The 26,231-nt window shown below is 65.4% G+C and carries 26 protein-coding genes; 12 read left to right on the plus strand and 14 right to left on the minus strand.

From position 1 onward, the window contains the following. Window positions 1-9: 9 nt before the first annotated feature. The 7 genes from ACVWZ7_RS11520 to ACVWZ7_RS11550 all read right to left on the minus strand — a co-directional run bounded on the left by ACVWZ7_RS11520 (window position 10) and on the right by ACVWZ7_RS11550 (window position 9,917). On the minus strand, window positions 10-1,107 hold the full coding sequence (locus ACVWZ7_RS11520) for a glycosyltransferase family 2 protein (protein ID WP_456507917.1): 1,098 nt from the start codon (window positions 1,105-1,107) through the stop codon (window positions 10-12). A 6-nt stretch (window positions 1,108-1,113) separates the two neighbouring features. Then, complete coding sequence (locus ACVWZ7_RS11525; RefSeq protein WP_456507918.1) at window positions 1,114-2,220, minus strand: DegT/DnrJ/EryC1/StrS family aminotransferase; 1,107 nt, start codon at window positions 2,218-2,220, stop codon at window positions 1,114-1,116. Further along, window positions 2,217-3,713 carry a lipopolysaccharide biosynthesis protein gene (locus tag ACVWZ7_RS11530; RefSeq protein ID WP_456507919.1) on the minus strand — a complete coding sequence of 499 codons (1,497 nt, stop codon included), beginning with the start codon at window positions 3,711-3,713 and terminating at the stop codon, window positions 2,217-2,219. The genes ACVWZ7_RS11525 and ACVWZ7_RS11530 overlap by 4 nt, the downstream gene beginning before the upstream one ends. Then, window positions 3,710-4,912: a glycosyltransferase family 4 protein gene (locus ACVWZ7_RS11535; RefSeq protein WP_456507920.1), complete on the minus strand. Its 1,203-nt coding sequence runs from the start codon at window positions 4,910-4,912 to the stop codon at window positions 3,710-3,712. Before ACVWZ7_RS11535 ends, ACVWZ7_RS11530 begins: the two co-directional genes overlap by 4 nt. A 49-nt stretch (window positions 4,913-4,961) precedes the next feature. Beyond that, window positions 4,962-5,621 (minus strand): NeuD/PglB/VioB family sugar acetyltransferase, encoded by a 660-nt coding sequence (locus tag ACVWZ7_RS11540; protein WP_456507921.1) that lies wholly within the window; start codon window positions 5,619-5,621, stop codon window positions 4,962-4,964. 569 nt (window positions 5,622-6,190) lie between these two features. Beyond that, on the minus strand, window positions 6,191-8,899 hold the full coding sequence (locus tag ACVWZ7_RS11545; protein ID WP_456507922.1) for an AAA family ATPase: 2,709 nt from the start codon (window positions 8,897-8,899) through the stop codon (window positions 6,191-6,193). A gap of 328 nt (window positions 8,900-9,227) precedes the next feature. After that, entirely contained in the window at window positions 9,228-9,917 is a 690-nt protein-coding gene (locus tag ACVWZ7_RS11550; protein WP_456507923.1) for a DUF1345 domain-containing protein, read from the minus strand. 274 nt (window positions 9,918-10,191) lie between these two features. Between ACVWZ7_RS11550 and rpsF the strand changes: the two genes are divergently transcribed. The 6 genes from rpsF to ACVWZ7_RS11580 all read left to right on the plus strand — a co-directional run bounded on the left by rpsF (window position 10,192) and on the right by ACVWZ7_RS11580 (window position 13,768). Continuing rightward, a complete protein-coding gene (gene rpsF / locus ACVWZ7_RS11555) occupies window positions 10,192-10,497 on the plus strand; it encodes a 30S ribosomal protein S6 (protein ID WP_026266755.1) in 306 nt (101 codons plus the stop codon). 55 nt (window positions 10,498-10,552) lie between these two features. Continuing rightward, on the plus strand, window positions 10,553-11,125 hold the full coding sequence (locus ACVWZ7_RS11560; protein WP_116766774.1) for a single-stranded DNA-binding protein: 573 nt from the start codon (window positions 10,553-10,555) through the stop codon (window positions 11,123-11,125). 125 nt (window positions 11,126-11,250) lie between these two features. Then, window positions 11,251-11,490: a 30S ribosomal protein S18 gene (gene rpsR, locus ACVWZ7_RS11565; protein WP_003800144.1), complete on the plus strand. Its 240-nt coding sequence runs from the start codon at window positions 11,251-11,253 to the stop codon at window positions 11,488-11,490. Between the two features lie 17 nt (window positions 11,491-11,507). Continuing rightward, a complete protein-coding gene (rplI, locus tag ACVWZ7_RS11570; RefSeq protein WP_018775331.1) occupies window positions 11,508-11,960 on the plus strand; it encodes a 50S ribosomal protein L9 in 453 nt (150 codons plus the stop codon). A gap of 160 nt (window positions 11,961-12,120) precedes the next feature. Next, window positions 12,121-12,981, plus strand: coding sequence for a PhzF family phenazine biosynthesis protein (locus ACVWZ7_RS11575; RefSeq protein WP_456507924.1), 861 nt, complete (start codon window positions 12,121-12,123; stop codon window positions 12,979-12,981). A 160-nt stretch (window positions 12,982-13,141) separates the two neighbouring features. After that, window positions 13,142-13,768 carry an FMN reductase gene (locus ACVWZ7_RS11580; protein ID WP_456507925.1) on the plus strand — a complete coding sequence of 209 codons (627 nt, stop codon included), beginning with the start codon at window positions 13,142-13,144 and terminating at the stop codon, window positions 13,766-13,768. A gap of 44 nt (window positions 13,769-13,812) precedes the next feature. Here the strand turns inward: ACVWZ7_RS11580 and ACVWZ7_RS11585 are convergent, their stop codons facing one another. Beyond that, window positions 13,813-14,385 carry a hypothetical protein gene (locus ACVWZ7_RS11585; RefSeq protein ID WP_116766770.1) on the minus strand — a complete coding sequence of 191 codons (573 nt, stop codon included), beginning with the start codon at window positions 14,383-14,385 and terminating at the stop codon, window positions 13,813-13,815. 3 nt (window positions 14,386-14,388) lie between these two features. After that, entirely contained in the window at window positions 14,389-14,850 is a 462-nt protein-coding gene (locus ACVWZ7_RS11590) for a hypothetical protein (protein ID WP_456507926.1), read from the minus strand. 797 nt (window positions 14,851-15,647) lie between these two features. On the opposite strand from ACVWZ7_RS11590, the gene dnaB reads away from it, so the two are divergent. Continuing rightward, window positions 15,648-17,033 (plus strand): replicative DNA helicase, encoded by a 1,386-nt coding sequence (gene dnaB / locus ACVWZ7_RS11595; protein ID WP_018775337.1) that lies wholly within the window; start codon window positions 15,648-15,650, stop codon window positions 17,031-17,033. Between the two features lie 74 nt (window positions 17,034-17,107). Here dnaB and ACVWZ7_RS11600 read toward each other — a convergent pair whose 3' ends face one another. Beyond that, window positions 17,108-18,082 (minus strand): acyl-CoA thioesterase, encoded by a 975-nt coding sequence (locus tag ACVWZ7_RS11600; RefSeq protein ID WP_116766768.1) that lies wholly within the window; start codon window positions 18,080-18,082, stop codon window positions 17,108-17,110. A 180-nt stretch (window positions 18,083-18,262) separates the two neighbouring features. After that, on the minus strand, window positions 18,263-18,697 hold the full coding sequence (locus ACVWZ7_RS11605) for a DoxX family protein (protein ID WP_091248439.1): 435 nt from the start codon (window positions 18,695-18,697) through the stop codon (window positions 18,263-18,265). A gap of 197 nt (window positions 18,698-18,894) precedes the next feature. Between ACVWZ7_RS11605 and ACVWZ7_RS11610 the strand changes: the two genes are divergently transcribed. The 3 genes from ACVWZ7_RS11610 (at window position 18,895) to ACVWZ7_RS11620 (ending at window position 21,400) form a co-directional block, all read left to right on the plus strand. Continuing rightward, window positions 18,895-20,250, plus strand: a complete 1,356-nt coding sequence (locus ACVWZ7_RS11610) for an MATE family efflux transporter (RefSeq protein ID WP_456507927.1) — start codon at window positions 18,895-18,897, stop codon at window positions 20,248-20,250. A 98-nt stretch (window positions 20,251-20,348) separates the two neighbouring features. After that, window positions 20,349-20,942, plus strand: a complete 594-nt coding sequence (locus tag ACVWZ7_RS11615; RefSeq protein ID WP_344364855.1) for a hypothetical protein — start codon at window positions 20,349-20,351, stop codon at window positions 20,940-20,942. A gap of 83 nt (window positions 20,943-21,025) precedes the next feature. Then, the gene (locus ACVWZ7_RS11620) at window positions 21,026-21,400 is read left to right on the plus strand and encodes a hypothetical protein (protein WP_091248436.1); all 375 of its coding nucleotides are present in this window, start codon (window positions 21,026-21,028) and stop codon (window positions 21,398-21,400) included. A 39-nt stretch (window positions 21,401-21,439) separates the two neighbouring features. On the opposite strand, the gene ACVWZ7_RS11625 is transcribed toward ACVWZ7_RS11620, so the two are convergent. Continuing rightward, complete coding sequence (locus ACVWZ7_RS11625) at window positions 21,440-21,982, minus strand: CGNR zinc finger domain-containing protein (RefSeq protein WP_344364852.1); 543 nt, start codon at window positions 21,980-21,982, stop codon at window positions 21,440-21,442. A gap of 227 nt (window positions 21,983-22,209) precedes the next feature. Here ACVWZ7_RS11625 and ACVWZ7_RS11630 point away from each other — a divergent pair, with 227 nt between their 5' ends. Both ACVWZ7_RS11630 and ACVWZ7_RS11635 read left to right on the plus strand, forming a co-directional pair. Further along, window positions 22,210-23,157, plus strand: a complete 948-nt coding sequence (locus tag ACVWZ7_RS11630) for an EamA family transporter (RefSeq protein ID WP_344365302.1) — start codon at window positions 22,210-22,212, stop codon at window positions 23,155-23,157. Window positions 23,158-23,247: 90 nt separating this feature from the next. Next, window positions 23,248-23,520, plus strand: coding sequence for a DUF2277 domain-containing protein (locus tag ACVWZ7_RS11635; protein ID WP_116766764.1), 273 nt, complete (start codon window positions 23,248-23,250; stop codon window positions 23,518-23,520). Between the two features lie 23 nt (window positions 23,521-23,543). Here the strand turns inward: ACVWZ7_RS11635 and ACVWZ7_RS11640 are convergent, their stop codons facing one another. Beyond that, window positions 23,544-25,874, minus strand: a complete 2,331-nt coding sequence (locus tag ACVWZ7_RS11640; RefSeq protein WP_344364849.1) for a heavy metal translocating P-type ATPase — start codon at window positions 25,872-25,874, stop codon at window positions 23,544-23,546. A gap of 61 nt (window positions 25,875-25,935) precedes the next feature. Continuing rightward, the gene (locus tag ACVWZ7_RS11645; RefSeq protein WP_344364847.1) at window positions 25,936-26,166 is read right to left on the minus strand and encodes a heavy-metal-associated domain-containing protein; all 231 of its coding nucleotides are present in this window, start codon (window positions 26,164-26,166) and stop codon (window positions 25,936-25,938) included. Window positions 26,167-26,231: the final 65 nt, after the last annotated feature.

A 26,231-nucleotide genomic window follows, 5' to 3' on the forward strand; every position in this document is an offset into this window, starting at 1 on the left:
CCTCGCATGTCAGTAGACTCCGTTCCGATGCCAACGATTCCATCTCACTTGCGATGTGAACCGTCCGCGGAGGCGGCGGGCGAGTCCCATCGTCCTGAGCCACTGGGTCGAACTGCGGCGGTTCGTTTTGGTAAGAGCCCGCCATAGGGGCCTTCGGGCCACGCCGGGATCTAGCTGGATGGCCAGATCCAGGCAGGACGAATGCAGCTGGGAATCCCGGCTGCCGCGGTCCCGCTCGTGGCGTGCGGTTGAGAGTGCTTCGCTGACCAGGGCCTGAGTTGCGGCCTGGCGAAGAAACGGAGCCTCGGAAATTCTTCCCGCGGGCCCGTTGAACAGGACATCGAATGCCTCACGACGTTCCTGCAGGTCCACCAGAACGTCCACTTCCCGTGCCGAGAGGCTCCCGCTATGTTCCCTGTGCCAGGCCTGATCCGCACCGTGGATGTAGGCAACGTCCGCGAAGGCTGCGATGCGGAACCATAGTTCCATGTCGTGAGTGTGCTTAAGCGGCGCTTGGTAGCCGATCTCCTCCAGAACTGACCGCCGTACGAGTGCCTCCGGCGACGTGATGACGTTTATCCCGCTCCGGCAACGGTCCAGAAGCCATGAACGACCGGGCCAAATCGTCCACGATGCCGCCCTGGATCGCGGCGACGGCAGCCCTTCGCCTGAAAAGTGGAGAGGGTGTCCGTATACCAGCCCCACTGATGGATAGGCCCGGGCGACAGCCACAGCTCGCCGGAGGGAGCCCGGCGTCAGCAAGTCATCAGCGTCCAGGCGCACCAGGAACTCGCCTGAAGCGGCTTTGGCGCCGTCGTTGAAAGTCTTCACGACTCCTCGATTGCTCGCATGAGCCAGCACTTGGACAGACCCATAGCTGGATGACAACTCCCGCGCGACGCGAAGGCTGTCATCCGTGGACGCGTCGTCAACGATGATGACGTCGACCGCTACTCCGTCCTGGCTGACCGCGCTTTGCACTGCCTGGCGAAGGTACCGGGCGTAGTTGAAACAGGAAATCACCACTGTCACCGTTGGCGGATCGCCACGATGCTCTCGGGCGCGCACGCGGATTCTGTCAGTCACCTGCGCTGCCGTTGCGGTCATGGATGCTCACCGCCCCATGGCAATGAGCAGCTGGTCCACGACGTACGTCTGTTCATCGTGCGTAATCCCGGGATAGATCGGCAGGGACAGGATTTCGCCCGCCAGACGCTCGGCGCAGGGGAAGTCCCCGACCCTGTGGCCCAGGCCCGCATACGCCGGCAGGAGATGAACCGGCGTCGGATAGTGGATTGCGGCACCTACTCCCGCCGACTGCAACCGATTGACCACCCGATCCCGGCGCGCCACGCGGATGACATACAGGTGGAATACGTGGTCGTTGCCGGCCGCGACCTTGGGAGGGATCACTCCATCAAGATCTGAGAGCAGCTCGTCATAGAAAGCCGCGGCAGCCTGACGCTGGCGGTTCCATTCGTCAAGAAGATCCAGCTTCGCCGAGAGCACGACAGCCTGAAGACTGTCCAACCGGGAGTTAAAGCCGATCTCCGGATGGTCGTATCGCTGCGTCCCGCCATGGTTTCGCAGTTTCGCGGCCATTTCCGCGTACTCCTCCGAGCTGGTCATGAGTGCGCCGGCGTCGCCGTAGGCTCCCAGATTCTTGCCCGGGTAGAAGCTTGTCGCGGCGATGTCTCCCAAAGACCCGGCACGACGCCCGAAGCGCCTGGCACCCTGTGCTTGCGCCATGTCCTCTATAAGCACGACATCGTCGCCAATCTCGTCCCGGATAATTTCCATGGGTGCAGCCTGGCCATAGAGATGGACCCCGAGTACGGCCCGGGTGCGCGAGGTCAGCTTCTGCGCGACGTCCCGGGGCGACACGAGAAAGTTATCGTCACAATCTGCAAGGACCACATCAGCGCCGGCACGGACAACCGCGCCGGCTGTCGCCACAAAGGTGTTTGTCGGCAATATCACTTCGTCGCCTCGACCGACACCCGCGGAACGGAGCGCAAGTTCGATCGCGTCCGTGCCATTGCCGACCCCGACGGCGGCGGCGGCGCCGCAGTATCGGGCCCAAGCCTCCTCAAACTCTGTGACTTGGGGACCGAGTATGAAGCTGCTCTCCGCAATGACGCGATTGAATCCTTCGCGTATGGCGTCCGCAACCTGTGCCTGCTGCCTCGAAAGATTTACCAACGGTACTAGGTGCGTCATGTCACTTCCTTCAACGTGGTGATGTGTTCCTGAACCGGCTGGCCCGCTACTGGCACAGTCGGATCCTGTCGGTTGGTCAGCTGCTTTGCCTCACGGATTTGTCTCCGGAACCACCGGGCAAGAATGAGCGCGTAGACAGTAGCGCAGACAGAGCCGCCGGCGAGGAAGCTCCAAAACGGGCCCGGCACTACTGCCTCAACCGCCATGGACGCGGCTCCTGCCGGCAGCCCGGCAACCACCGGAGGCCATAGCTTGGCGCCGACAGCGCGAAGATCAGCACCACATCGCTGCAGCGCCAAAGCGTAGGCAGGACAGACGACGAGGACAGCCGTAGCCAGGTGTGCAGCTGCGACTCCCGGGCTGCCGTCGGCTCGTAGCCCAAGGACCACTGCGGGGATGAGCGCCACGATCCAGGCAATCTGGACCAGGAGCGTCGCCTTCGATGCTCCGCGGGCCAGAAGATAGGAAGCGGAGAGATCGAAGAGAGTGCGCAGCGAGCCAAAGACCCCGAGCCAAGCCAGGACTGCAGCGGCAGGCAGCCAACCTGGTCCGTAGACCAGTTCAATCACGGGGTGAGCGAGGACAGAGAGCAGGAGGCCGACAAGCAGCGATATCGCCCACACCGGACCAACAAGGACCGCAAAGTTACGGTCCGGTCTGCTTGTGGCCAGCCGTGAAAACGTCGGGATAGAGACGGACCGCACCACCTGACCAACAGCGCTCATCGGCCAGTTGGACACATTAAACGCCAGAAAATAGAAGCCAAGAGCCACTGGACCCGAGAGCCGTGAGATGGCCACATTGTCTACGTTTAACAACGCCCAAGAGAGCATGTTGGCGAGGGCTACGGGGACCCCAAAAGAGAGCACGGCAGGCGCTACTGCCCTGTCAAAGCCAAAGCGGACTTTCTCTCCGGAGAGGACGAACTGGAGTACAAGAGTGACGCTTTGGGAGACGATCCGTGCGCACGCCAGACCCATGACTCCCCAGCCGGCCAGAATCAAGACAATCGTGAGGGCCGTCCCGATGATGAAATCTGCGGCCGCGATCCCGAACAGCTTCTTTTGCGCAAAACGGCGCTGCAGGGAGGCATAGGGCACCACTCCGGCGCCAGCTAGCAGAAGGGAGAAGGCCATTACCGAAATCACGGGTCCAGCGTCCGGACTGCCGAGCAGATCGGCCACCCCCTGGCCGGACAGGGCCATAGTTATGGCCAACGTCGTACCAGATGCCAGAGCCAGCGTTGCAACGGTTGGAGCAATGCGTTCGGGATCTGCGGACCTGATCAAATCTGCGCTCATGCCGAGGTCCGCGAGGGTCATCAGCACTGCCTGGACAGTCAGGGCCACGGCGAAAACACCGAACTGTTCTGGGGCGAGAATCCGCGCGATGACTACTCCGACGGCGAAGCTCCCCAGCCGGAGAACCAGACTATTGATGGTGCTCCATGCCAGCCCGCTTCCCAGCTGCCGCCCCAGATTTTGCTGGCTCATTGTCGTGCCCCCTTGGCGAGGCGCAGACCTGATGTCTCAAGGTTTATGACAGTGCGAAATTTAGCCACTTCATACCCGGTGCGGATCAGAGATCTGCTCCTCAGCACGGTTGGCTGAGGTGCCTTTACGGCACGAAGGTAAATAGACTCAAGCCGCTGGGCTGCATGTTCAAGGCTGAATCTGTGCTCAACCAGCCGCCGATTGTAGGCACCGAGCGACGCCCGAAGCCCGGCGCTGTTGATTAAACGGACCAGGACATCTTCAAGTGGAACAGCACCGTCCCCGCCAGAGCCGTGGCCGAACCATCCGTCCATAAGAAACTGCTCTTCATTTTCAGGACAGGAAAGCCGCCAGAAACCAGCTGTACCCTGCACAATTAGAGGCTTCCCGTACGACATCCCGCGCAGTGCGGAACTGCCCATTCCCACTACCACATCAGCCGCGTCGTAAAAGGGCCGCGGATCCACCACATTGCCTGCTGCACGAATGACCTTGCGGCCGTGCTGGCGGTTAATGTCTTGCTCGGCCGTCCTGACCTCCCGGAGCCCGGGCCCATCGCCGGCGACCAATAACGTGACGGGGAAGCGGGCGGCCAGGCGATCGACCACTCTGACGGCAGTCCGGACACCTTCTAGCTTTCCAAGATCGGTGCTGAGCCTGCCCACAATGGTGATGACGAACTCGTCGTCGGGAATACCCAGCTGCTGGCGTGTCATCGCCGTGGCCCCGGGTTTGTTGTAGGCCGTGTCGATGGGTGGTTCTATGACGTGGATATTCGTTCGCCGCCGTCGCTCCTCTTCAGCGAGTCCCTGCGTTCCGACGATGAGCGGAAAGTGCCTGGGCAGAAAGTCGGGCACGTCCATGGAAAGTACCGTCATGACGGACGTGGTGCCGTAACGCAGCGCTGGCCCGAAAGCTGTTTCCACGCAGGGAGCCCACTCATACGGATGAACCAGGTCTATGTCCAGACTCCGGACAGTGGACGTCAGTTTGCGGATCGTGGCCGGGTCAACGCCATGCCTCCGAGGAGGCGCTTCGATGAACTGAAGTGATAATTCCTTTACTTTTTCGATCAGAATTCCGGTAGTGGCGAAAACGAACACTTCATGGCCGAGGTTCCGCACGGCAGAGGCGAGTTCAAGTGCATTAATTTGGCTTCCCCCCATACCCAGCTCGTGGGGGTAGACGAGAATGCGCATGCTGTTTAGACCGCCTCTCGGAGAGCGTATTGAACTGGCCGCCCGCGGTTCACAGCTGCCCCGCCACTCCGCTGAATTCCCCGCGGTCGACCGGTTGTGCCGGGACACCCACCCACGTTTCGCCGTCGGGGACATCGCTCAGGACTGCGGCACCCATGCCGACCGTCGCGTACGCGCCGATCGACGTCCGTTCCCGAACACTGGAATTCATGCCGAGGTGGGCGGCACGGCCTATCCGGACACCTCCGCCAAGAGTGGTCCCGGCGGCAAACGTCGCGAAGTCCGCCACGACGTCGTCGTGCGTGAACGTGACCCCGGGCATGGCCACCACGTGCGAACCCAAGGTGACAGAGGCGGTCAGTGTCACGTTCTGCAGCAGGATGCTGCCCCGCCCGATCCGGCATCCTTCGGGCATTCGGACCGACGGGTCCAGCACTGTGGCATAGCGGTTGCGGCCAATGCCGAGGGCACTCAGCCGTTCAACTACGGCCTCGCGGGGACGGCCGGCGTCCAGACAGACCAGAAAGAAGGCGTGCGTGTAGTGGACCGAGTCGTCGATGGTTCCCAGGACTGGCGCTCCGTCCACGTCGGTCCCGGCCAGCTCGTCGTCGTCAAGGAAACCAACGACGTCGTAGCGTCCGCCGCTGCGAACGGTCGCCAGTACCTCACGGCCCAGGCCGGTGGCGGCGATCAGCAGGAGCTCACTCACCTGGTCACACCCGCCCGCTGCTCAGGACGCCGGCGCGGGGATGCGGAGCCTGCGCGGTGGACACGGTCGTGAAGTTGGCTGGCAGCATCCGGACGCGGGTTCCGTCAGCTCCGGATACCGCCAGCTCCTGTTCGCGGGTTCGTTGTGCAGCAACGGACCCGGCAATCCGGCCGGTAGGGGCCGGATTGAATCTGAGACGGGCGGCTGCGGCCCGTGCAAAGCGGCGTTCCGCGCCGGAAGCCGGTCGATTTCCGCCGGGTTGCCTGTCCCGACGCGCCGCTGTCCAAACCGCCATCCCCCACCTTCTCTCTCACCGGACCTACGCGGCGCGGCGCCGATTCTTTGCGGATCCAGCCGGCGGTTGCCGGTCTCATCGACCCGGTTCAGCAATTCACTCTGTGTGCCTAGGGAAAAACTAGCGCTGACGGACCGGAAGAAACCGGAATCGGCGGCTTCATGTGGTCCGGGCGGGAGAAGTATGCGGGATCTGCGGGATTGTGGATGTGGCGATCCCTCGGTCGGCTGCGAGCCCGCTCCGGGCAGGACAGAGGCTCCGAGCAGGCGCATCCCTAGACGGCCAGGACGGACGCCTCACGGGCTGGCTCCGGTAATGGAACTGTTCCTCCGGTAGACACAAGGCACGTCAGTTGGGAACGTGACTGGACCCCCAGCTTCCGATATATCGCGGTGAGGCGCACTTCGACCGTCCTGACGGAGACGAACAGCGAGGCTGCAATTTCCTTGTTGCGCCGGCCGCGGGCGACGAGCTGGACAAGTTCGCGTTCCTGGTCCGAGAGCAGCGGCAGCGCCGGGCCGTGGATCTCCGGGACATCCTGCAGGTGGTCGCCGAGAAGCATTGCGTCCACGGTCTGTGTCCACGACGCGGCTCCCGCCTCTTCGAACAGCGCTTTTGCCTTCAGCAGGGCGTTCTTGGCGTCTTTGTGCCTGCCGGAAGTCTCCAGCCGCTCGGCGTAGCAGAGAAGCGTCCTGGCACGTTCGAACAAGGAATCATCCTTCTGCCAGGAATTCAGGGCCTGGACGAAGAGTTCCAGGGAGTGGTCTCCTTCCGCGACCAAGGCCCGGGACCGGGAGACAGCGATCCGCAGCCATTGGGACCTCAGGCCGGCGGCCCGGTACTCCATCCCGGTGAGGGCCCGGGCGGCCTCGCGTCGGTGGCCCGTCCGGGCCAGCACCTCCACCAGGTCGGCCTCGCAGCGCAGAAGGGCCGGATTGTTGAAGCCGACTCCAATTTCGACAGCCCTCGACAGGAAGGTGCAGGCCTCCTCAAGGTCGCCCCGCATCAGCGCAAAATGCCCCTGGCACGCAAAGAGCTGCGCCGCCGCCGGCGGTGGCGCGTCGGCGCTGACAAACGTTTGAGCCTCGGCGAGGCAATCGTGGGCCGCCACCTGGTCCCCGACCGAATGGGCCCGCCAGAGCAGAAAATTGTTGCGCATCCCGCGGTGGTACTGCTGGCTTGTCGCTGAACTGGCAATTTCATCTATGAGTGCAATGGCGGAGCGAAAGTTTCCGGCGCGGATTTCATTGTCCGCTGCGAAGTATCGCGCCGTCTCACTCCAGTTCGCATCGCTGGCCGCGCTTAAGTTCCGGACAAGGGAAAAGAGGTCGCGGGCTCCCTCGTAATTCTCGGCATATGTCAGAGCGCGCCCCTTGAGTAGTAGCGATGCCGGGGAACTGTTGGCGTCGCCGTCGGCTGCTCGGGATATCTGTTCAACGCTCCCTTTTACGGCGCCGGCCAGTAGTCTTGCGCGCTGGTTCACGGCCAGGGCCTCGCTGGACGCTTCGCCCAGGAAATGTTCCGCGTGCTCCAACAGTTGCTCGGCATCCTCGACCTGCCAGCGCTCGGCCATGTGCAGGGCGCCGATGGAGAGGAGACAGGCGGAGAGCCCCGGATCATGATGCCCGAATTCCTTAATGAGCCGAAGCATCATGCTCGGCCGCACGGAATTGCCCTTCATCAGCTCCATCTGGAAATCGAGCCCGGTGAGGCGCAGTGTCAGCGCACGGTTTTTCGTGATCCGTTGTGCCCAGTCCAAGTAGCGTTTCGCATGGACGAATTCCCCCCTGCTGAACAGCACTTCCGCGACTGTGCCTAGCCTGGCAGCCGTCTCTGCCTCCCAGGGATTGATGGTGAGGGCCCGCTCGATGTACTCGACCGCAGATTGCGTCTCCTCCGCCCGCACAAGTTCAATGGCGTGGCGGAGCAAGGTGAATGATGTGTCCCGGCGCACGGCCGGGGTGTAGCTCAAGTGCCACGGCCAGGCCTGTCGATCCGCTTTTTCGGCGACTGCAGCCAACGCGTGGTGATGTGCGGTTCTTTCCGCAGGTTGCATAGCTGAGAAAACGTGCGCGCGTAGCATTTGATTCTGAATGCTGAGGTGCGAACCGGTTTGGACGGCTATTCCGGCGGAGACAATTTCATCCACGCCCGCCCATAGGTCCCCGGGCATTTCCTCCAGAAGAGCGGCGCTGCTCCGGTAAGAAAGGGAAAGGAGGTCAAGTGCCCGCCGTCCTCGTGGCGAAAACGCCGAAATCGATGCCGCCAGATCAGGCTCGAAGCTTCCGTTCCAGTGCAAGGGGACAGGGAGGGCGTATTGCCCCTGCAGTTGGCGCTGCATCAGCTGATTGTAGAGGTTGATCGATGCCAACGGATTGCCGTGAGTGGCCGCTGCAACAGCGTGGATTACTGCTGTGCTGCCCACTCCGGGCGTTATGGCTTCGAGCATTCGTACTGCGTCGCTGAGGCTCAAATTCTCCAATTGAAGAGTGGCCAGCCGGGCAAACGGACTCTCCGGCGCCTCGCCGCGCATGCTTGCAATGAGCACCAGTCCTGTTCCTGCAAGGCGGCGAGCCAGGAAGCCGAGGACAGTCTGGCTGGCAGGGTCGAGTTGCTCGGCGTCGTCAATCACGACAACCGTCCGGTCCGCGGACCATTGCCGGAGAGCGGAGAGGAGCATCGTTGAAATGTCCGCGGCGTCGAGGTTTCCGCGTGGTGACGTGGCCACATAGTTGGTGAGGGGCGCCAGCGCGGGGTCGTCAATTCCGTTGAGCAGCGCGGTAAGGCCGGAAAAGGGCCAACTTGACTCTGAAGGATTAGCGCGGAGGAGGACCGTCCGGTACTCATCCCACTTAGCAATTTCCGCGAGCAGCGACGACTTGCCGCTTCCATGACCTCCCGTAACCGTCATCGCGGACTCGCGGGGGCTTCGGATCAACGCAAGGACGCGGGCGATTTCCTTGTCTCGGCCAAACAAAACCATGTGCCCCCCATTTCATCCCTCGAGACCGTTCAGAACTGGCATCATCTCCTTCTGGGAAAAGAAATAATGAAGCCAATCTGAGCTGCTAATCCTCACAGTCCAATGCTTCTTCCAAAGCAAAGGTCCGAAATCGTGCTCCGGGGCGGGAGCGGAATCCCTGACCAAATGGCCGTGCTGAAGCAAATATAGCTTTGGGCCTGCCGGACTACTACGGCGCACGAATAATCGAGTAGTGGTTCGGGCGAATTCGAGTAGTGCGACCGCAATGTATGCGGAGCATTTGAAGCGGACGCCGACTGCCCCCCGCCGGCCCCAATCGGCACGAGGGTTAGGCGGTCAGCCCGACCACGAGGTTGAGTGTGGCGGCCAGGATGATGGTCCCAAAAACGTAGGACAACAGGCTGTGCTTGAGCGCCTCGGCACGCACGCCATGGTTTTTCAGCGCGGTATCCGAGACCTGGTAGGTCATCCCGAGGCTCGTGGCGAGGTACGCGAAATCCGTGTACTGCGGGGGTCCGTCCTGATTGAAGTCGATCCCGCCAACGGCCCCGCCCGCACGTGGCTCAGTGCCGTAGTAGAGCTCCGCGTACCGCAGTGTGAACAGGGTCTGGACCAGCAGCCAGGACAGCGCCACCGATGCCAGGGCCAGCACTCCGCCGCCGAGGCGCGCCACGTTGTCGCTGCTGTGTGAATCGATGACGACGGCGACCACCGCCACAAGGCTCGCCGCATTCGTGGCCAGGATCAGCAGGTCGGTGACGCTGCGGGACGGGTCCTCCGCCGTGGCGTGAGCCCGGGTTTCGGCGGGGCCCAGCCGGCCCACGACCAGCCAGACCCAGATCACATAGCAGGCCGCGGCGCAGCCCCATCCGACCGCCGGGGCTTCCACCCAGTGCCCTGCCATCCCTGTTGCCGCGGCGGCGAGGAGCCCCACCAGCACCATGACGGCGAAGCGAAGCCGGCTGCGGCGGACCGGCGGCAGCGCGGCTGCGGGGTCGGTGTCGGTGTCGGTGTCCATTTTCAGATCATGACACAGACCAGCGGCCGGCTTCCCGACCCCCGGCCGCGCGGCGGTTTTCCACATGGGGGTCCTAGCCCGTTCCCGCCGCCGGGCGCCCGGGCTAGCGTTGACCCGTTAGGAATCGCCGAAACAAGCCACGATGCACTAAGATATTGAAGTCTGTGCTGCGCCCTGCCTCCGTTCCGGTGGCCGGGCATCGCACGGCACCGCAAATGAACCTCCTGTTACGGAAATGCCGTAACCGCTTAGCCCAAAGGAGGTGGGTTCACATATGCGTCCTTACGAATTGATGGTAATCATCGACCCCGAGGTCGAAGAGCGTGCCGTTGAGCCGTCGCTTCAGAAGTTCCTGAACGTCATCACCAACGATGGTGGAACCATCGAAAAGGTTGACATCTGGGGCCGTCGTCGCCTGGCTTACGAAATCCAGAAGAAGTCCGAAGGTATCTACGCCGTGGTGAACTTCACCGCTGAGCCGGCTACCGCCAAGGAACTTGATCGCCAGCTGAGTCTCAACGAGACCATCATGCGCACCAAGATCACCCGCCCTGAAGAGCAGAAAGTTGTTGCTGAGTAATTCAGCGGTCAACCTTCAATCTTCATCCCCGCAGGAACGCACAAGGAGGCAGTAGATGGCAGGCGAAACCACTATCACGGTCATCGGTAATCTCACCAGTGACCCCGAACTCAGGTTCACACCGTCCGGTTCGGCCGTAGCGAATTTCACCATCGCTTCTACTCCCCGTACCTTCGATCGGCAGTCCAATGAGTGGAAGGACGGGGAAACCCTGTTCCTCCGCGCGTCGGTCTGGCGTGAAGCAGCCGAAAACGTCGCCGAATCCCTGACCAAGGGCATGCGCGTGATCGTCTCCGGCCGGCTGAAGAGCCGTTCCTACGAAACCAAAGAAGGCGAGAAGCGCACCGTTATCGAGCTCGAGGTCGATGAAATCGGCCCGAGCCTGCGCTACGCCAATGCCAAGGTCAACCGCACCCAGCGCTCCGGCGCTCCGGGTGGACAGGGCGGCTTCGGCGGCGGCAACAGCGGCGGTTTCGGTGGCAACTCTGGTGGAAACCAGGGCGGCAACGCCGGTGGAAACTGGGGCGGCAACCAGCCCGCTGCGCAGGAAGACCCCTGGGCCACGCCCGGGGTCAGCAATGCAGGCGGCGGCTGGGGCAACGGCCCGGATTCCGAACCTCCCTTCTAAACAACATTTAAGGTCCGGCAACGAAAGCCGCCGGGACGCCGCAAGGCGGCCGGGTGCAGACTGCGCCGGATCACCACCATCCCGTGGATCAATATCCACGGGCTCCATCGAATAGGAGCTCCACGATGGCTAAGGCTGAACTCCGTAAGCCCAAACCAAAGTCCAACCCCTTGAAGGCCGCTGACATCACTGTCATCGACTACAAGGACGTAGCATTGCTGCGCAAGTTCATCTCCGACCGCGGAAAGATCCGCGCCCGTCGCGTCACTGGCGTCACGGTGCAGGAACAGCGCAAGATCGCCCAGGCAATCAAGAACGCCCGCGAAGTTGCTCTGCTGCCTTACTCCGGCGCTGGCCGCGGCTAAGGAAGGGATTAACTAACATGGCAAAGCTCATTCTGACCCACGAAGTAACCGGTCTCGGTGCTGCTGGCGATGTTGTCGAGGTCAAGGACGGTTACGCACGTAACTACCTGCTGCCCCGCAACTTCGCCCTGACCTGGTCCAAGGGTGGCGAGAAGCAGGTTGAGTCCATCAAGGCTGCCCGCGTTGCCCGCGAGCACGCTTCCCTGGAAGACGCTCAGAAGCAGGCCGCTGCACTCTCCGCCAAGCCGGTCAAGCTGGTCGTCAAGGCTGGCGCAACCGGACGCCTGTTCGGCACCGTCAAGCAGGGCGACGTGGCCGACGCTGTTGAGGCCGCTGGCCTGGGCCGCATCGACAAGCGCAAGGTTGAACTGCCGGCACACATCAAGTCGACCGGTTCCTACCAGGCAAACGTCCGTCTGCACGACGACGTTTCCGCTGTGATCGAACTCGACGTCGTCGCAGGCAAGTAGTCTTTTCGACTACTCGCCTCCCCGGCTAGGCAGTCCCGGACTGCCGGAAGGCCCCCGCTGTCGGATCCCTCTGAGGATCCGACAGCGGGGGCCTTCTGCTTTAACGTCAACGCGGGTCACTCACGGCCCCTATTGGGGGCGCTGATGCTAGCCTGCTGCGGTGAACCCTGATCCCGCCGCGTCGCCCCGCCTTCGTCCCTTCAACCAGGTCGACGTTTTCTCCGCCGAGCCGTACCGCGGAAACCCGCTGGCCGTCGTCGTCGACGCCGAGGGGCTCGCGGCAGGGACAATGCAGCAGTTCGCCAACTGGACCAATCTTGCGGAGACCGCGTTTCTGCTGCCGCCCACGCACCCCGACGCCGACTACCGGGTGCGGATCTTTACCGGCAGCGAAGAGTTTCCCTTTGCCGGCCATCCCACCCTGGGCTCGGCGCACGCCTGGCTTGAGGCGGGCGGCATCCCGCAGCAGGACGATGTGGTGGTCCAGGAATGCGGTGCCGGACTGGTGAGGGTGAAGCGCGACGCCGGACGCCTCGCGTTCGCGGCCCCGCCGCTGACCCGCTCGGGAGCGGTGGCGGAGGAAGACCTGGGGCGTATCGCCGCCGGCCTGGGGCTGCCCCGGGAAGCCCTGCTGGATGCGTCGTGGCTGGTCAACGGCCCGGACTGGATCGGTGTGCTGCTGGAATCGGCAGAACAGGTGCTGGGCATCCGCCCGGACTATGCGGCGATGGCCGGGCTCAAGGTGGGCGTCATCGGGCGGCACCGGGCCGGATCCGCCGTCGACTTCGAGGTGCGCACCTTTGTTCCGGGGGACGCCGCCGCGGAAGACCCCGTCACGGGCAGCTTCAACGCCGGCGCGGCCCAGTGGCTGATCCGCAGCGGACGTGCTCCGGAGGCCTTCGTCGCGGCGCAGGGGACCGCCTTGGGTCGCGCCGGCCGGATCTACGTCGAGGCCGCCGGTGAGGACATCTGGGTGGGCGGAGATTCCACGAGCTGCATCGAGGGATGGGTCATGCTCTGAGCCGTTGCGCCATCAGCTGCGGTTGTTATTCCCCCCTCTTGGGGACCAGGAATGATGGCGCAACGGGGGCGGGAATAAATCCATGCGGCCGCCTCTTGTGTAGGTAGATGCAAATGCATGTATTAGCATTGCTGACCTTGATTCAACTTAGGAGCACTCCGTGGAAACCCGCCGTATCACCGTTATCTCCGCCGGACTCGGCGTCCCCTCGTCGAGCCGACTGCTGGCGGATCAGCTGGCGGCTTCGGCCGAGCGGCAGCTTGCTGCGGCCGGCTACGCCGTGGACATCGAGGTCGTGGAACTGCGGGACCTCGCCGTGGACATCGCCAACAACTTCGTCACCGGCTATGCAGCTCCGCGGCTGGCAGACGTGATCTCCGGCGTCGAGGCCTCCGACGGCGTCATCGCCGTCAGCCCGGTGTTCAGCGCGTCCTACAGCGGGTTATTCAAGTCCTTCATCGACGTGCTCGATCCCAAGGCACTGGAGGGCAAGGCGGTTCTCCTCGGTGCCACCGCCGGCACGGACCGGCACCAGATGGTGCTGGACTTCGCGATGCGGCCGCTGTTCACCTACCTTCGGACCCGGATCGCGGCCACCGCAGTCTTCGCCGGTCCCCAGGATTGGGGAAACAACGACGACGGCGGCTCGCCGCTGTCCGTGCGCGTGGATCGGGCGGCAGGGGAGTTCGTCCGCCTGCTCCAGGACTCAGGGTCGCAACAGAAGCCGGCCATGCTGGAGTCCCTGCCGTTTGAGCAGCTGCTCGCCGGGATCTCCGGCCAGCGGTAGCGTCTACAGGCCGGGCAATCCGGGCCTCTTCGAGCTGTCCGTGATCAGTCGTCGAGCAGAGCGATAAACTCTCTGGCCTGCTTCATGGAAATATCCGAGTGGCGGGTCAGTGCGGTCGCCGCCGCCTCGGTGTCGCCGCTCTTTGCCAGGGTGCGGATTCTCCCGTAGATCTCGTCATTGAGCATGTTGCTGCTCACCTCGCGCGTGACGTCGCCCTTGCTCGCGATCGCGCGGTAGCGGTACGAAAACCGCTGCGGCACCTCGTCCTCGTCCGGGGCCGGCTCCTTGACGGCCTCTGGGGCACGGAACGGCTGGGGGTGGGCCGCTAGAGCCGCGACAGCGTCGCGGGACGCCCGGAGGCCTTCTCCCGTGGCTTCGAGGTACACCTTGATGGCCGCCATGGCCTGTCCCTGCGCGATCAGTGCGTACAGCCGCCGGTGTTGCTCCTGGTTGAGCTTGGCGGCCGCCGCCCGGGCGAGCTCCGCGGAGTCGGGGTCCGGCTGTGGCATGGCCTCCGGTCGGGAGCGTTGGCCGCGGCGGCTCCATGCCCGGACCGCCAGCAGCACGCCAGCGGCCACGAGCACCAGGATCAGGACGGGGATGAGCAGTGCTTCCATGTGCTACAGCCGATCTACATAATTCTTGGCGGTCTTGAGGTCTGAGTGCGTCGACTGCCGAAGCAGCCGGGTGGCCTTGATCTTATGGCCGCTGCGGGCCAGCGCCTGCAGCTCCTGGAGGAGCTGGGGACTGAGGTGTCCGACGGCGAGCAGGGGGTCTCCGTGCCGCGTCCCTGCAGGGGCCGAGGCGTTCCGGGAGAGCAACGCTGAGCGGGCATGGTCCTCTTGTTGCGACTGCTGCTGGGAGTTCTGGCTTGGGCGCGTGGTCGCTTCAATCCGGGCTCGGGCGGCCACGGCAGCCTCGACTTGCGCGGCATAGTGGGCCTGGGACTTTACTGCCAGTTCCCGCTGGTAGCGCTCGGCGTCTGAGATGCCGAAATTCCGCGGTTTCAGGACCGTGGTGACCGCCCAGAGCACCGCCGCCAGAATGAGGGCAGGCAACATGACTATCAGTACATCGCCCATGGTTAGAGCTTATGCCAGATTGCGGTTATCCACAGCATGTTCTGCACCCCGTCTACAGTGCGCCGCGGCCCGCGTCAACTCCACCTCAATCCTCCCCAATGGCGTGAGTCCGCTCACAAAATGCGTGCATCAGGCCGCGAATGTGGCCTCCCATGCCGCGGCGTATCCCCAGCCGCAAGGTGCAGGCTGTGGATGAACCTTGGCGAAAATAGTTTTGTGTCCACAAGATGAATCCAATGTTTCCGCAGGTCAAGAACGGATTACGGACTCAACTTTTTTTCTATCCACAGCTCTACCCACAGACTGTGCACAAGCATCTGCCACTAGTGCACAGGTTATCCACAGGGCGGCGCACCGTCCGGGTTGGTGCCTGCCCGATCGGGGGATAACGTTGCAGGACATCGGGCTTTGGAAGCGGAAATCCTTCGGTCGCCGGGCGGTGCCCATTGAGGAAACCCGCCCCGGGATCCCGGCGGCGTACGGCCGCACCAGTGCTGTGGAGAACCGCGCAGGGAGGACCGGCGCGAATTGTCGGAGCTGACCGATACGAATTGGGTGGCGCCAGGCAATGCTGTTGGGAATCACCGCTGTTGGGAATCACAGCAGTTTGGAATCACTGCAGTTGGGAATCGCAGCAGTTGGGCATAACAGCCGCTGGGCACCCCAGCAGTTGGGCGTCACCACAGCGGGTGGGCACCGCAGCAGTTAGGCATCAGGGCAGCTGGGCATCACCGCACAGCGCTTACGCGCCGCGGCGAAAGGATATCCGCCGCGGCACACAATGAAGGACGGCAGTTTTGTCAGTTACGCATCTGGACTCAGTCGAGGGTACGCGGGGAGCCGAGGGCAGCCGCAAGCCCCCGCAGGACATTCCCGCGGAGCAGTCAGTCCTGGGTGGCATGATGCTCTCCAAGGACGCCATCGCCGACGTCGTCGAGATCCTGCGCGGCCAGGACTTCTACCGTCCGGCACACGAAACCATCTACGAGGCCATCATTGACCTCTACGGCCGCGGTGAACCTGCCGATGCCGTGACGGTCTCGGACGAGCTGACCAAACGCGGGGAAATCAACAGGATCGGTGGACCCGCCTACCTGCACGAACTCATCCAGACGGTCCCCACCGCCGCCAACGCCGGATACTACGCCGAAATCGTGGGCGAACGCGCGGTGCTGCGCCGCCTTGTCAACGCCGGCACCAAGATAGTTCAGCTCGGCTACGGGCAGGACGGCGAGGTGGAGGACCTCGTCAACCAGGCCCAGGCCGAGGTCTACGCCGTCGCCGAACGCCGTACCGCCGAGGACTACGTGGTCCTCAAGGACGTCATGGAGTCCACGGTGGACGAGATCGAGGCCTCGGGACACCGCGGCGAGGGCATGGTGGGTGTCCCCACCGGCTTCTACGAGCTCGATGAACTGACCCACGGCCTGCATCCCGGCCAGATGATCGTCATCGCCGCGCGCCCCGCCGTCGGAAAATCCACGTTCGCGTTGGACTTCGCCCGCTCGGCCGCCATCAAGAACAACCTCGCCACCGTCATGTTTTCCCTCGAAATGGGCCGCAACGAGATCGCCATGCGCCTGCTGTCCGCCGAGGCCACGATCGGCCTTCAAGACCTCCGCAAGGGCACCATCAAAGACGAGCAGTGGTCCAAGATCGCCACCACGATGGGCCGCATGAACGATGCCCCGCTGTTCATCGATGACAGCCCCAACATGTCGCTTATGGAAATCCGGGCCAAGTGCCGGCGCCTGAAACAGCAGCATGACCTCAAGCTCGTGATCCTGGACTACCTGCAGTTGATGAGCTCGGGCAAGAAGGTGGAATCCCGTCAGCAGGAAGTCTCCGAGTTCTCCCGTGCGCTGAAGCTCCTGGCCAAGGAACTCCAGGTCCCCGTGATTGCACTGTCGCAGCTGAACCGTGGCTCGGAGCAGCGACAGGACAAGCGGCCCATGGTCTCGGATCTGCGTGAATCCGGCTCCATCGAGCAGGATGCCGACATGGTGATCTTGCTGCACCGTGAAGATGTTTACGACAAAGAGTCCCCGCGCGCCGGCGAGGCGGACATCCTGATCGCCAAGCACCGTAACGGCCCCACGAAAGACATTGTTGTGGCCTTCCAGGGCCACTACTCGCGGTTTGCCAACATGGCGGCCGACGCCGGCGGTGGCGGCGGCTTCTAGCCGGCCCGCCCGGCTGGCCCGGCCCGCCCGTCAGCCCGACCAGGACCAACCCCGCCCGCCGGCCCGGCCAGGACCTAGCTGCCGCCTGCCGCGAGCAGATGGTTGGGCAGCCGGTTCCCGGGGGCCCGGCCGCGGATTTCCAGCAGTTCGCGGGCATGGGCGTGCAGCCGCTTGTCTTCGTCGGAGACCGGAACCCACTGCGGGATCGGGACCGATGTGCCCGTCTCGTCGCGGGCCACCATGACCGTCAGGCAGTACGTGGTGAGGTTCAGCTCGCGTCCCTTGGGGTCTCCCGAACGGACGTGCACGGCGATGTGCATGCCTTTCGTGCCGGTGTACACCAGCCGGGCCTCCACTTCCACGACGTGGCCGATCAGCAACGGACGGTAGAACCGCACGCCGCCGGAGAACACGGCGACGGTGTCCTTTCCGCAGTACCGGGAGGCGCAGACGTACGCGGCCTCATCGATCCACTTCATAACGATTCCGCCGTGGACCTTGCCGCCCCAGTTCACGTCCGTGGGCGCCGCCATGAACCGCAGCACCACGCGTTCGGCCGTGCCGGCATCGGTGTATTCCTGCTCGCTCATGGCTTGGACGATCTCTTCGCGGACCTTGATCCGGGCCAGCGCGTCGTCCCGCTGCTCGATTTCTGCCGGCGTCGCGGGTTCAAACTGCGGCACCGGTATGGGCTTGCCGTCTGCGCCCACGGCCACGAAGATCACGATGCACTGACTGCGCATGGTGGCGGGTCCGCCCTTGGGATCGCTCGAGGACACCACGGTGCGGATGTGCATCGAGGACCGCCCTGTGTAGACGATCGTGGCCTCGACCTCCACCATGTCACCGCTGTTGACCGGATCTGCGAAGTGGATGTTTCCCACGTAGGCCGTTACGCAATAGGACTTTGCCCAGCCGACGGCGGCCGCGTAGGCCGCCTTGTCCACCCACTCCAGCACGGTGCCGGCGTCGACCGAACCGCTGTGGCCGACGTCGGTGGGGGCCGCCAGGAAGCGCAGGGTCACGGAATTGGGCGCGTTCTCGCTCATGCTGTGAGTTTACTGAAGGGCCGGCCGGGAGCCGTGGGCCGGCGACACAATCGCTGTCCGGGACGCCATAAGCCGCGGCATGCGAACCGCCGGCATCCGAAGCCGGTGACATGCGACGGCGGGCGGCCACCGCGAGGTGACCGCCCGCCGGGAGCGCTGAAAGGTGCCGGGAAAAACGCCTCAGGCGAGGACGCGGAGCCGGGATCCGCTACGGCCAAAGAGCGCCTTGTCCACAGAGACCGTGCCGGCGCCAACGAGGGCCACGGCCAGAGCGGCGGCCGCCAGGATCAGCACCAGCTCGTAGCCGCCGGTGGCGACGAAGACGCCGGCGGAGGCGTGGACCAGGAAGAGGGCGCCGAGCATGTCCAGTGCGAGGAGGGCGGCGAACACGCGGGTGAGCACGCCCAGGATCAGTGCGACGCCGCCGACGAGTTCGAGGGTCGCGACGACGGGTGCCACCGCCTGGGCCGCCGGGACGCCCATCTGGGTGAAGGCAGCCTGGGTGCCGGCGATGGTGAATTCGTTGAATTTCTGCCAGCCGTGGGCCGCGAACAGGAATCCCGTAATAACGCGCAGGATGGTTCGGGCGGAGGTGGTCAGTGCGGGCTGGTTCATGGGGGCCTTTTCTCGAGTGGACCGCCGCGTCGGCCGGGGCGAAACGATGGGATCCGCAAAAAGCGGAGTCCCCAAACTGCGGAACGGGCCGAAGCAGCGAGGAAGTTGTACTTTCAACTTAAGGGTTACCCAGTTTAGTTGAAAAGTCAACTAAATGACGCCGGGCGACGTCGCGTGCACCCCGCTAGGGTTAAGCCGTGCCTGCCTCCGCTTCCCTGCCCAAGACCCTGCCGCCGTCCACGGGGCACCGCCGGGAAATCCTCCGCCTGGCAGTGCCGGCCTTCGGAGCCCTGATTGCCGAACCGCTGTTCCTGCTCGCGGACTCGGCAATCGTGGGCCACCTCGGAGTGGCCGAACTGGCCGGCGTCGGGCTCGCATCGGCGGTCCTCCACACGGCCGTGGGACTCATGGTGTTCCTCGCGTACTCCACGACGCCGGCGGTCGCGCGGGCCATCGGCAACGGCCAGCTCGCAAAAGCCCTCGCTGCCGGACGGGACGGCATCTGGCTGGCCCTCCTGCTGGGCATCGTCCTGGCGACCGCCGGCTTCCTGGCCGCCGGGCCCCTCCTGGACCTGATGGGTGCCCGCGGCGAGGTGCACGGGTATGCCATGGACTACCTGCGCGGGTCCATGCCGGGCCTGGTGGCGATGCTGCTCATCTTCGCGGGCACCGGCGTGCTGCGCGGGCTTCAGGACACCCGGACCCCGTTGGCCGTCGCCGCTGCCGGATTCACGCTGAACACCGTGCTGAACCTGTTCGTCGTCTACGGGCTGGGCTGGTCCGTGACAGGTTCCGCCGTGGGCACGAGCATCGCGCAATGGGCCATGGCGGCCGTGTACGTGCTGATCGTCCGGCGCAACGCCCGCAACCACGGGGTGTCCCTGCTGCCGGACTGGCGCGGGATCCGGGCCCTGACCAAGGTCGGCTCCTGGCTCATGCTGCGCACGCTCAGCCTGCGCATCGCGATTCTTGCCACGGTAGTGGTGGTGACGGCCCAGGGTCCAGTCAATCTTGCCGCGCACCAGCTGGCAATGACCATCTTCACGTTCTTCGCCTTCGCCCTGGACTCCCTGGCGATCGCGGCCCAGGCCCTGATCGGCAAGGAACTCGGGGCGGCCCGGCCCGGCGCCGTCCGGGCGCTGACGCGCACCATGACGCGGTGGGGACTCGGCTTCGGCGCCCTGACCGGGATCCTCCTCGCGGCGGCGGCGCCGTGGGCGGGCGCCCTCTTCACGTCCGACGCCGAGGTCCGGGCGGCGCTTACGCTCGCCCTGTGGGTCCTTGCCGCGGGCCAGCCGGTCGCCGGCTACGTCTTCGTCCTCGACGGCGTCCTCATTGGAGCCGGCGACGCCCGCTATCTCGCGATCGCCGGCGTCGTGAATCTCGCGGCCTATCTTCCCCTGCTCCTGGCGGTGCGGCACTCCGGCGCGGGCGGCGGCGCGGGGCTGCTGTGGCTCTGGGCCGCCTTCTCCCTGGGCTACATGGCGGCGCGGGCGCTGACGCTGGGCCTTCGGGCGCGGACGGACCGCTGGATGGTACTCGGCGCGCGGTGAGCCGGACCGGCCGGCCGACGCCGCCCGCCGCCGGACCTCCGCCGGCTGGCGTCCTGGTCCCGGCGCGCGCAGTGCCGGCTTCGCACTAAACTGGACGGGTGACTCTTCCCGCAGCGCCTGACGCGACCCCTGCCATCCGCGCCGCGGCCGACCTCTGGAAGCCCGTGCTGGTCAGGGCTGCCGTTGCGCTCGTGTTTGGCGCGGTGACCGTGTTCTGGGCCGCGCCATCCGAGGCGGGCATGGGCTGGGCCGGCGGCCTGTACCTGCTGGCCACCGGCGTTGTGCTGATCTGGACGGTGACGAAGTCCGGGTACCGTCCGCGTGAACGTGCTGGCAGGATCCTCTCTGCCGGCGGGGCCGTCCTGGCCGGGGCCGGTGCAGCCGTGGCCATGATCCCCAGCTCCCTCGTCTTCGGAACGATCGCCGCAATCGGTCTCGGCGTTGCCGGTATTGCGGAGCTGCTCGCGGGCATTCTGGGCCGCGGACGTTCCGTCCTGGCCCGGGACTGGATCGCCTCCGGCGTGATCGGGCTGGGCACGGCGATCGCGCTGCCGTTCTTCATCGGCCTTGGTGCGCACGCGCTCCTCGGCGTGGCCGGCGGCGGGGCCATCATCAGTGGCGTCCTGTGGATGTTGTCCGGGCTGACCCTGCGGCATGATGCTCGGGGCGATTCCGCGGAGGCCGTAAACTAGTACCGACAGGTTCTACCCGGCGTAGAACAATTGCGGTAACAAGACAGCCACGCTTCCCGCGCAGGCTGCAGGAGGAAAACACCTTGGCACAGCAGAAATCCGGAGCGTCCCGCAACGTGCGGACCTCGGTCAAGGGAACGCTCATGTTCTCCGCGTTCTGGGCCGTCGTGGTGTTCTTCGGCGTCCTGATCTTCGCCTCGGGCGGCAGCGCCCGTTCGCCCCGCTTTGACCTGGCCTTCATCGGCGCCGGGATCGCCTTCATTGTGATCCTCGTGGTGGCCGCCATGCTCTCGATGAGCTACAAGGACAACGCCGAGCACTTGGGGAAGGGCTCCGGCGTCAACCTCAGCTCCAAGCGGTCGCCTTCCGGCCACGGCGGCCCATCTGTGCAGCCCGGGCCCGAAACCGGTGGCCCCGTCGATTCGGCCGATTCCGGCGACAACGGACCGCACGCCTGACGCCGCAGGCCTAACCACGCAACACCGGGGCCCCGCAGGTCAGGACACCGCCTTGCGAGCCCGGTATGCCGCCACGTGCGCGCGGTTGGCGCAGTTTCCCGTGTCGCAGTAGCGCTTGGAGCGGTTGCGGCTCAGATCGAGCACGACGGCGTCGCAGTCTTCCGCCGCGCACACCAGCAGGCGGTCCATTTCCTTGCTGCGGATCACGTCCACGATCGCCATGGCCGCCTCCGTGCTCATCCGGTCGGCCAGCGGGGCCTCGGGCGTGGTGGCGTGCAAGTGCCAGTCCCACGGATGGTGCTTGACCAACTGGGGGAGTGCCCGGGCCTCGCGGAGCAGCCGGTTCACGGTCTCCGCGGCAGCGGCCTCCTCCGCCACCCAGAGCTCGGCGAGTTCGCCGCGGAGCCGCCGTATGCTTTCCAGCTCGGCCTGGTCCCATGTCCGGGAGCCAGTGAAGCCCTCAGCCGCCAGGAAACCGTCCAGGTCCTCGACCGTGGCCAGATGTTCCTGGCCGTTCGCGGCGGTGTTGATGAGGTTGACCACGGAACGCAGGGCAACTTCTGTGTCAGGGGCAAAGACCATCTTGACTCCTTACCTTGCGCGGGCGTAATGTCATGACCATAACCCCACTTTACTCCTGACAGGAGAATGCCGTGTCTGCCCCCCGCCGCACCGTCGCCGCCCCGGTCCAAGACCTTGCCGCCCTGCGGCCTGCCTCGGAACCGGCCGGCAGCGCAATGGGGGAGACAACGGGCACGGCGCGGGGCGCCACGGCCGGCACCAGGCGGTCCGGTGTTGCGTCCAGCTTCATGGCCTCGGGCCTGGGCATCGCGTTGTTCTCCTCGGCGGTCTTCGGCATCTCCGGATCATTCGCGAAGGCCCTCCTCGAAACGGGCTGGACGCCCGGGGCCGCCGTTACGGGCCGTCTCACCGGCGCCGCGCTGATCCTCGCGGTTCCCGCCATCCCGGCGCTGCGCGGCCGCTGGCACCAACTCAAGGACAACTGGCTGACCATCCTGCTTTTCGGCGTCATTGGGGTCGCCGCGTGCCAGCTGTTCTATTTCAATGCGGTGTCCCGGCTGTCGGTGGGCGTCGCCCTCCTGCTGGAGTACCTCGCGCCCGTCATCATCGTGTTGTGGCTGTGGGCCGCGAGCCGGAAGCGTCCCCGCCCGCTGACCATCGCCGGCACCCTGCTGTCGCTGGGCGGACTGGTGCTGGTCCTGGACCTGACGGGTGCCGTGAAGATCGACCTGATCGGCGTGCTGTGGGGAATAGCGGCCGCGGTCTGCCTCGCGATCTACTTCTTCATCACGGCCAAGGAAAACGACACCCTCCCGCCGATTGTCCTGGCTTCCGGCGGCCTGATGGTCGGAGCCGTCGTAATGTGGCTCGCGGCCGCCACCGGTCTGGTGCCGATGGCCTTCGGCACGGCCGACACGCGGCTGGGACCCTGGATCACCCCTTGGTGGGTCGCCCTCGGCGGCCTCGTGGTCCTGGCCACGGTCCTGGCGTACGTGTCCGGAATTGTCGCCGCGCGGGCCCTCGGATCCAAGGTGGCGTCCTTCGTGTCGCTGACCGAAGTCCTCTTCGCCGTCATCTGGGCCTGGCTGTTGCTCGGCGAACTGCCCGGCACCATTCAGCTGCTCGGCGGTCTCTTGATCGTCGGCGGTGTGGTCCTGGTCCGGCTGGACGAACTGCGCGCCGCCCCGGTGCCGGCCCCGTTGGACCACGCGAACGACGTCGAACCCGTACCGTAGGCGCGTTCCGCCGGCGCCGGCCCCAATGCGGGTCCGGCGTCGTGTAGCGGTGCCCTCGTTCCCGGGCCTCGGGACACCTAGCATGGAGCTATGTGCCGAAATATCCGGACCCTCCATAATTTTGAACCCCATGCGACCACCGCCGAGGTGGAAGCCGCCGCGCTGCAGTACGTGCGCAAGATCAGTGGCAGCACCAGGCCGTCCAAGGCGAACGAAGAGGCCTTCAACCGGGCTGTACACGAGATTGCCCACGCCACCCAGCACCTGCTCGACTCCCTCGTGACCCACGCGCCGGCAAAGGACCGCGGAGAGGAAGCTGCCAAGGCCAAAGCCAAAGCTGCCGCCCGCTTTGGCGCGGCCTGAGGGGGACCCGGGCGAAGGCCGGCCTACCTGCCGAAGCTGCGCAGCCGCAGCGAATTGGCCACCACCAGCACGGAACTCGCGGCCATGGCGCCCCCTGCGATCATCGGATTCAGGAGTCCCAGGGCCGCTATGGGAATGCCGATGGCGTTGTAGAAAAAGGCCCAGAAGAGGTTCGTTTTGATGGTCGCCAGGGTCCGGCGGGAGAGCTCGATGGCCTGGGCGACCTGCCCCAGATCGTTGCCCATGACCGTCAGGTCGGCGGCCTCGATTGCAACATCCGTGCCGGAGCCCATCGCGATGCCCAGATCCGACTGGGCCAGCGCGGCGGCGTCATTGACGCCGTCACCGGCCATGGCGACAGTGGCGCCGTCGGACTGCAGCTTCCGCACCGCCTCGACCTTGCCCTCCGGCAGCACCCCTGCGAACACATCCTCCGGAGCTATGCCGACGGCGGCTGCCACCTGCGCGGCCACGGCGGCGTTGTCCCCGGTCAGGAGGATCGGCCGGAGACCCAGCCCGCGCAGCCGCGAGATCGCGGCTGCGGAGCCCGGCTTGAGCGTGTCCCGCAGGCTGATGATGCCGGCGGGCTCCCCGTCCACGGTGAGCCAGATCGCTGTGGCGCCGGAGGCTTCGGCGGTGCTGAGTGCCTCCAGTTGCGCGGCGGCGGGCGCGATGCCGTTCTGCTCCAGCCAGCCCGTACGGCCTGCCGTCAGGAGCCGGCCCTCGACGGTGCCCTGGACGCCGCCGCCGGGCGCGGAGCGGAAACCGGCGACGACGGCCAGGCCGGCGCCGCCGTTCGCGACCTCGCGGTTCCCTGCAGCCGGCGCCCCGGCCGCGGCGTCCGGTGACGTACCCGGTGCCGTAACCAGTGCCGCGTCCCGTGCCGCGGCAGTGATGGCGCGGGCGATCGGGTGTTCAGACGCGGCCTCCAGGGCTCCGGCCAGACGCAGAACCTCCGCAGGGGTGAACGCTCCGAAGGCCTCTGTTCCGTCGACGGCGAGGTGGCCGGTGGTCACGGTGCCGGTCTTGTCCAGCAGGATGGTGTCAACGGTCCGGGTGTCCTCGAGGACCTGGGGGCCCCGGATCAGGATGCCCAGCTGGGCGCCCCGGCCGGTTCCGGTGAGCAGCCCCACCGGGGTGGCCAGGCCCAGGGCGCAGGGGCAGGCAATGACGAGTACGGCGACGGCGGCCGTAAACGCTGCCCGGAGTTCGGCGTCGCTGATCTCCGGGCCGGCCGCGAGCAGCCAGGCGCCAAAGGTCACCACGGCGATGGCGAGGACCACTGGCACGAAGACGGCACTGATCCGGTCCGCGAGGCGCGCAATCTGCGCCTTGCCGGTCTGCGCCTCGGAGACCAACCGGCCCATCTGGGCCAAGGTGGTTTCGGCGCCGACGCGCGTGGCGCGGACCAGCAGCCGGCCGGAGGTGTTGATGGTGGCACCCGTGACCGAGCTGTCCGGGCCGACTTCCACCGGCACCGATTCACCCGTGACCAGCGACGCGTCGACCGCGGAGGACCCTTCGACGACGATGCCGTCAGTCGCAATCCTCTCGCCGGGGCGGACCACAATGAGGTCGCCTACCCCCAGCCGATCGGCGGGAATCTGCTGCTCCTGGCCGTCGCGGAGCACTGTGGCATCCTTGGCACCCAGATTCAGCAGTGCCTTGAGGGCGTCTCCGGCTTTTTGCTTGGCATTGGCCTCCAGATACCGGCCCAGCAGCAGGAACGTGGTGACTACCGAGGCAACCTCGAAGTAGAGTCCGCCGGAGTCCATCCCCGTTCCGTCCATCTCCGGGTGGGCGGTCATTAGCGGGTCCGCGAAGAGCTGCCAGGCCGAGAAGACGTAGGCCGCCGTCACGCCAATGGAGACGAGCGTGTCCATCGTGGAGGAGAGGTGCCGGGCGTTGACGGCGGCTGCCCGGTGGAATGGCCACGCCGCCCAGGTAACCACGGGCAGGGCGAGGAGGGCTGCTGCCCAGCCCCAGTTGGCGAAGTGGAAGGCCGGGAACATCGAAATGAGAAACACCGGGATGGTGAGGACGGCTGCCCCGACGAGCCGGGGGCCGAGCTTGGGGCTTTCGGCGGGGCCACTCGCGTCAGTCGGGTGCTTGGGGGGCCGGATCGTGGCCTTGTAGCCTGCCGCGGCGACGGTGGCGGTGATTTGTTCGTCTGTGATGGCCGCCGGGACGGTGACGTGGGCGGTCTCAAGGGGCAGATTGACGGAGGCTTCGACGCCGTGGAGTTTTCCGAGTTTGCGTTCGATCCGGTTGACGCAGGAGGCGCACGTCATGCCCTCGATATCGAGGTCAATGACACGGCTTCCGGATTGGTGCAGCAGTTGCTCGTTACGCACGGCGCCCTTCTGTTCTCATCGCTCGGTCCGTTCTGTGCCGTCCGCCGGCCCGCAAGGGCGCTCAGGCCTCGGTGGCGACCACGAGGTAGCCCGCTTCAGCGACCGCCTCGCCGATCTCGGCAAACGACAATGCTTCGCTGGAGGTGATCGTGACGCTGGAAATGCCGCCGGCCTTGAGGTCGACGTCGACCTTTTCGACGCCTGAGAGCGCCTCAAGTTCTTCGCTGACGGAGGACACACAGTGGCCGCAGGTCATTCCGGAAACGTTGACGGTAGTGGAAACGGTGCCCATGGCGTGCTCCTTGTCGCTGGGCAGGGGATGGTTCCCCGGCCCGGTGGTGGGGTGGGTGGTGCAAT

It is taken from the genome of Arthrobacter sp. TE12232, from assembly GCF_054062615.1.

Excerpts from the sequence above, each read along its gene's own strand:
- ACVWZ7_RS11630 (WP_344365302.1), top strand. The coding sequence starts at position 22,210 with ATGGCCTCGGGCCTGGGCATCGCGTTGTTCTCCTCGGCGGTCTTCGGC.
- rpsF (WP_026266755.1), top strand. The coding sequence starts at position 10,192 with ATGCGTCCTTACGAATTGATGGTAATCATCGACCCCGAGGTCGAAGAG.
- ACVWZ7_RS11520 (WP_456507917.1), bottom strand. The coding sequence starts at position 1,107 with ATGACCGCAACGGCAGCGCAGGTGACTGACAGAATCCGCGTGCGCGCC.
- rplI (WP_018775331.1), top strand. The coding sequence starts at position 11,508 with ATGGCAAAGCTCATTCTGACCCACGAAGTAACCGGTCTCGGTGCTGCT.
- ACVWZ7_RS11635 (WP_116766764.1), top strand. The coding sequence starts at position 23,248 with ATGTGCCGAAATATCCGGACCCTCCATAATTTTGAACCCCATGCGACC.
- ACVWZ7_RS11625 (WP_344364852.1), bottom strand. The coding sequence starts at position 21,982 with ATGGTCTTTGCCCCTGACACAGAAGTTGCCCTGCGTTCCGTGGTCAAC.
- ACVWZ7_RS11525 (WP_456507918.1), bottom strand. The coding sequence starts at position 2,220 with ATGACGCACCTAGTACCGTTGGTAAATCTTTCGAGGCAGCAGGCACAG.
- ACVWZ7_RS11645 (WP_344364847.1), bottom strand. The coding sequence starts at position 26,166 with ATGGGCACCGTTTCCACTACCGTCAACGTTTCCGGAATGACCTGCGGC.
- ACVWZ7_RS11560 (WP_116766774.1), top strand. The coding sequence starts at position 10,553 with ATGGCAGGCGAAACCACTATCACGGTCATCGGTAATCTCACCAGTGAC.
- ACVWZ7_RS11605 (WP_091248439.1), bottom strand. The coding sequence starts at position 18,697 with ATGAACCAGCCCGCACTGACCACCTCCGCCCGAACCATCCTGCGCGTT.
- ACVWZ7_RS11550 (WP_456507923.1), bottom strand. The coding sequence starts at position 9,917 with ATGGACACCGACACCGACACCGACCCCGCAGCCGCGCTGCCGCCGGTC.
- ACVWZ7_RS11590 (WP_456507926.1), bottom strand. The coding sequence starts at position 14,850 with ATGGGCGATGTACTGATAGTCATGTTGCCTGCCCTCATTCTGGCGGCG.
- ACVWZ7_RS11545 (WP_456507922.1), bottom strand. The coding sequence starts at position 8,899 with ATGGTTTTGTTTGGCCGAGACAAGGAAATCGCCCGCGTCCTTGCGTTG.
- ACVWZ7_RS11600 (WP_116766768.1), bottom strand. The coding sequence starts at position 18,082 with ATGAGCGAGAACGCGCCCAATTCCGTGACCCTGCGCTTCCTGGCGGCC.
- ACVWZ7_RS11530 (WP_456507919.1), bottom strand. The coding sequence starts at position 3,713 with ATGAGCCAGCAAAATCTGGGGCGGCAGCTGGGAAGCGGGCTGGCATGG.
- ACVWZ7_RS11585 (WP_116766770.1), bottom strand. The coding sequence starts at position 14,385 with ATGGAAGCACTGCTCATCCCCGTCCTGATCCTGGTGCTCGTGGCCGCT.
- rpsR (WP_003800144.1), top strand. The coding sequence starts at position 11,251 with ATGGCTAAGGCTGAACTCCGTAAGCCCAAACCAAAGTCCAACCCCTTG.
- ACVWZ7_RS11535 (WP_456507920.1), bottom strand. The coding sequence starts at position 4,912 with ATGCGCATTCTCGTCTACCCCCACGAGCTGGGTATGGGGGGAAGCCAA.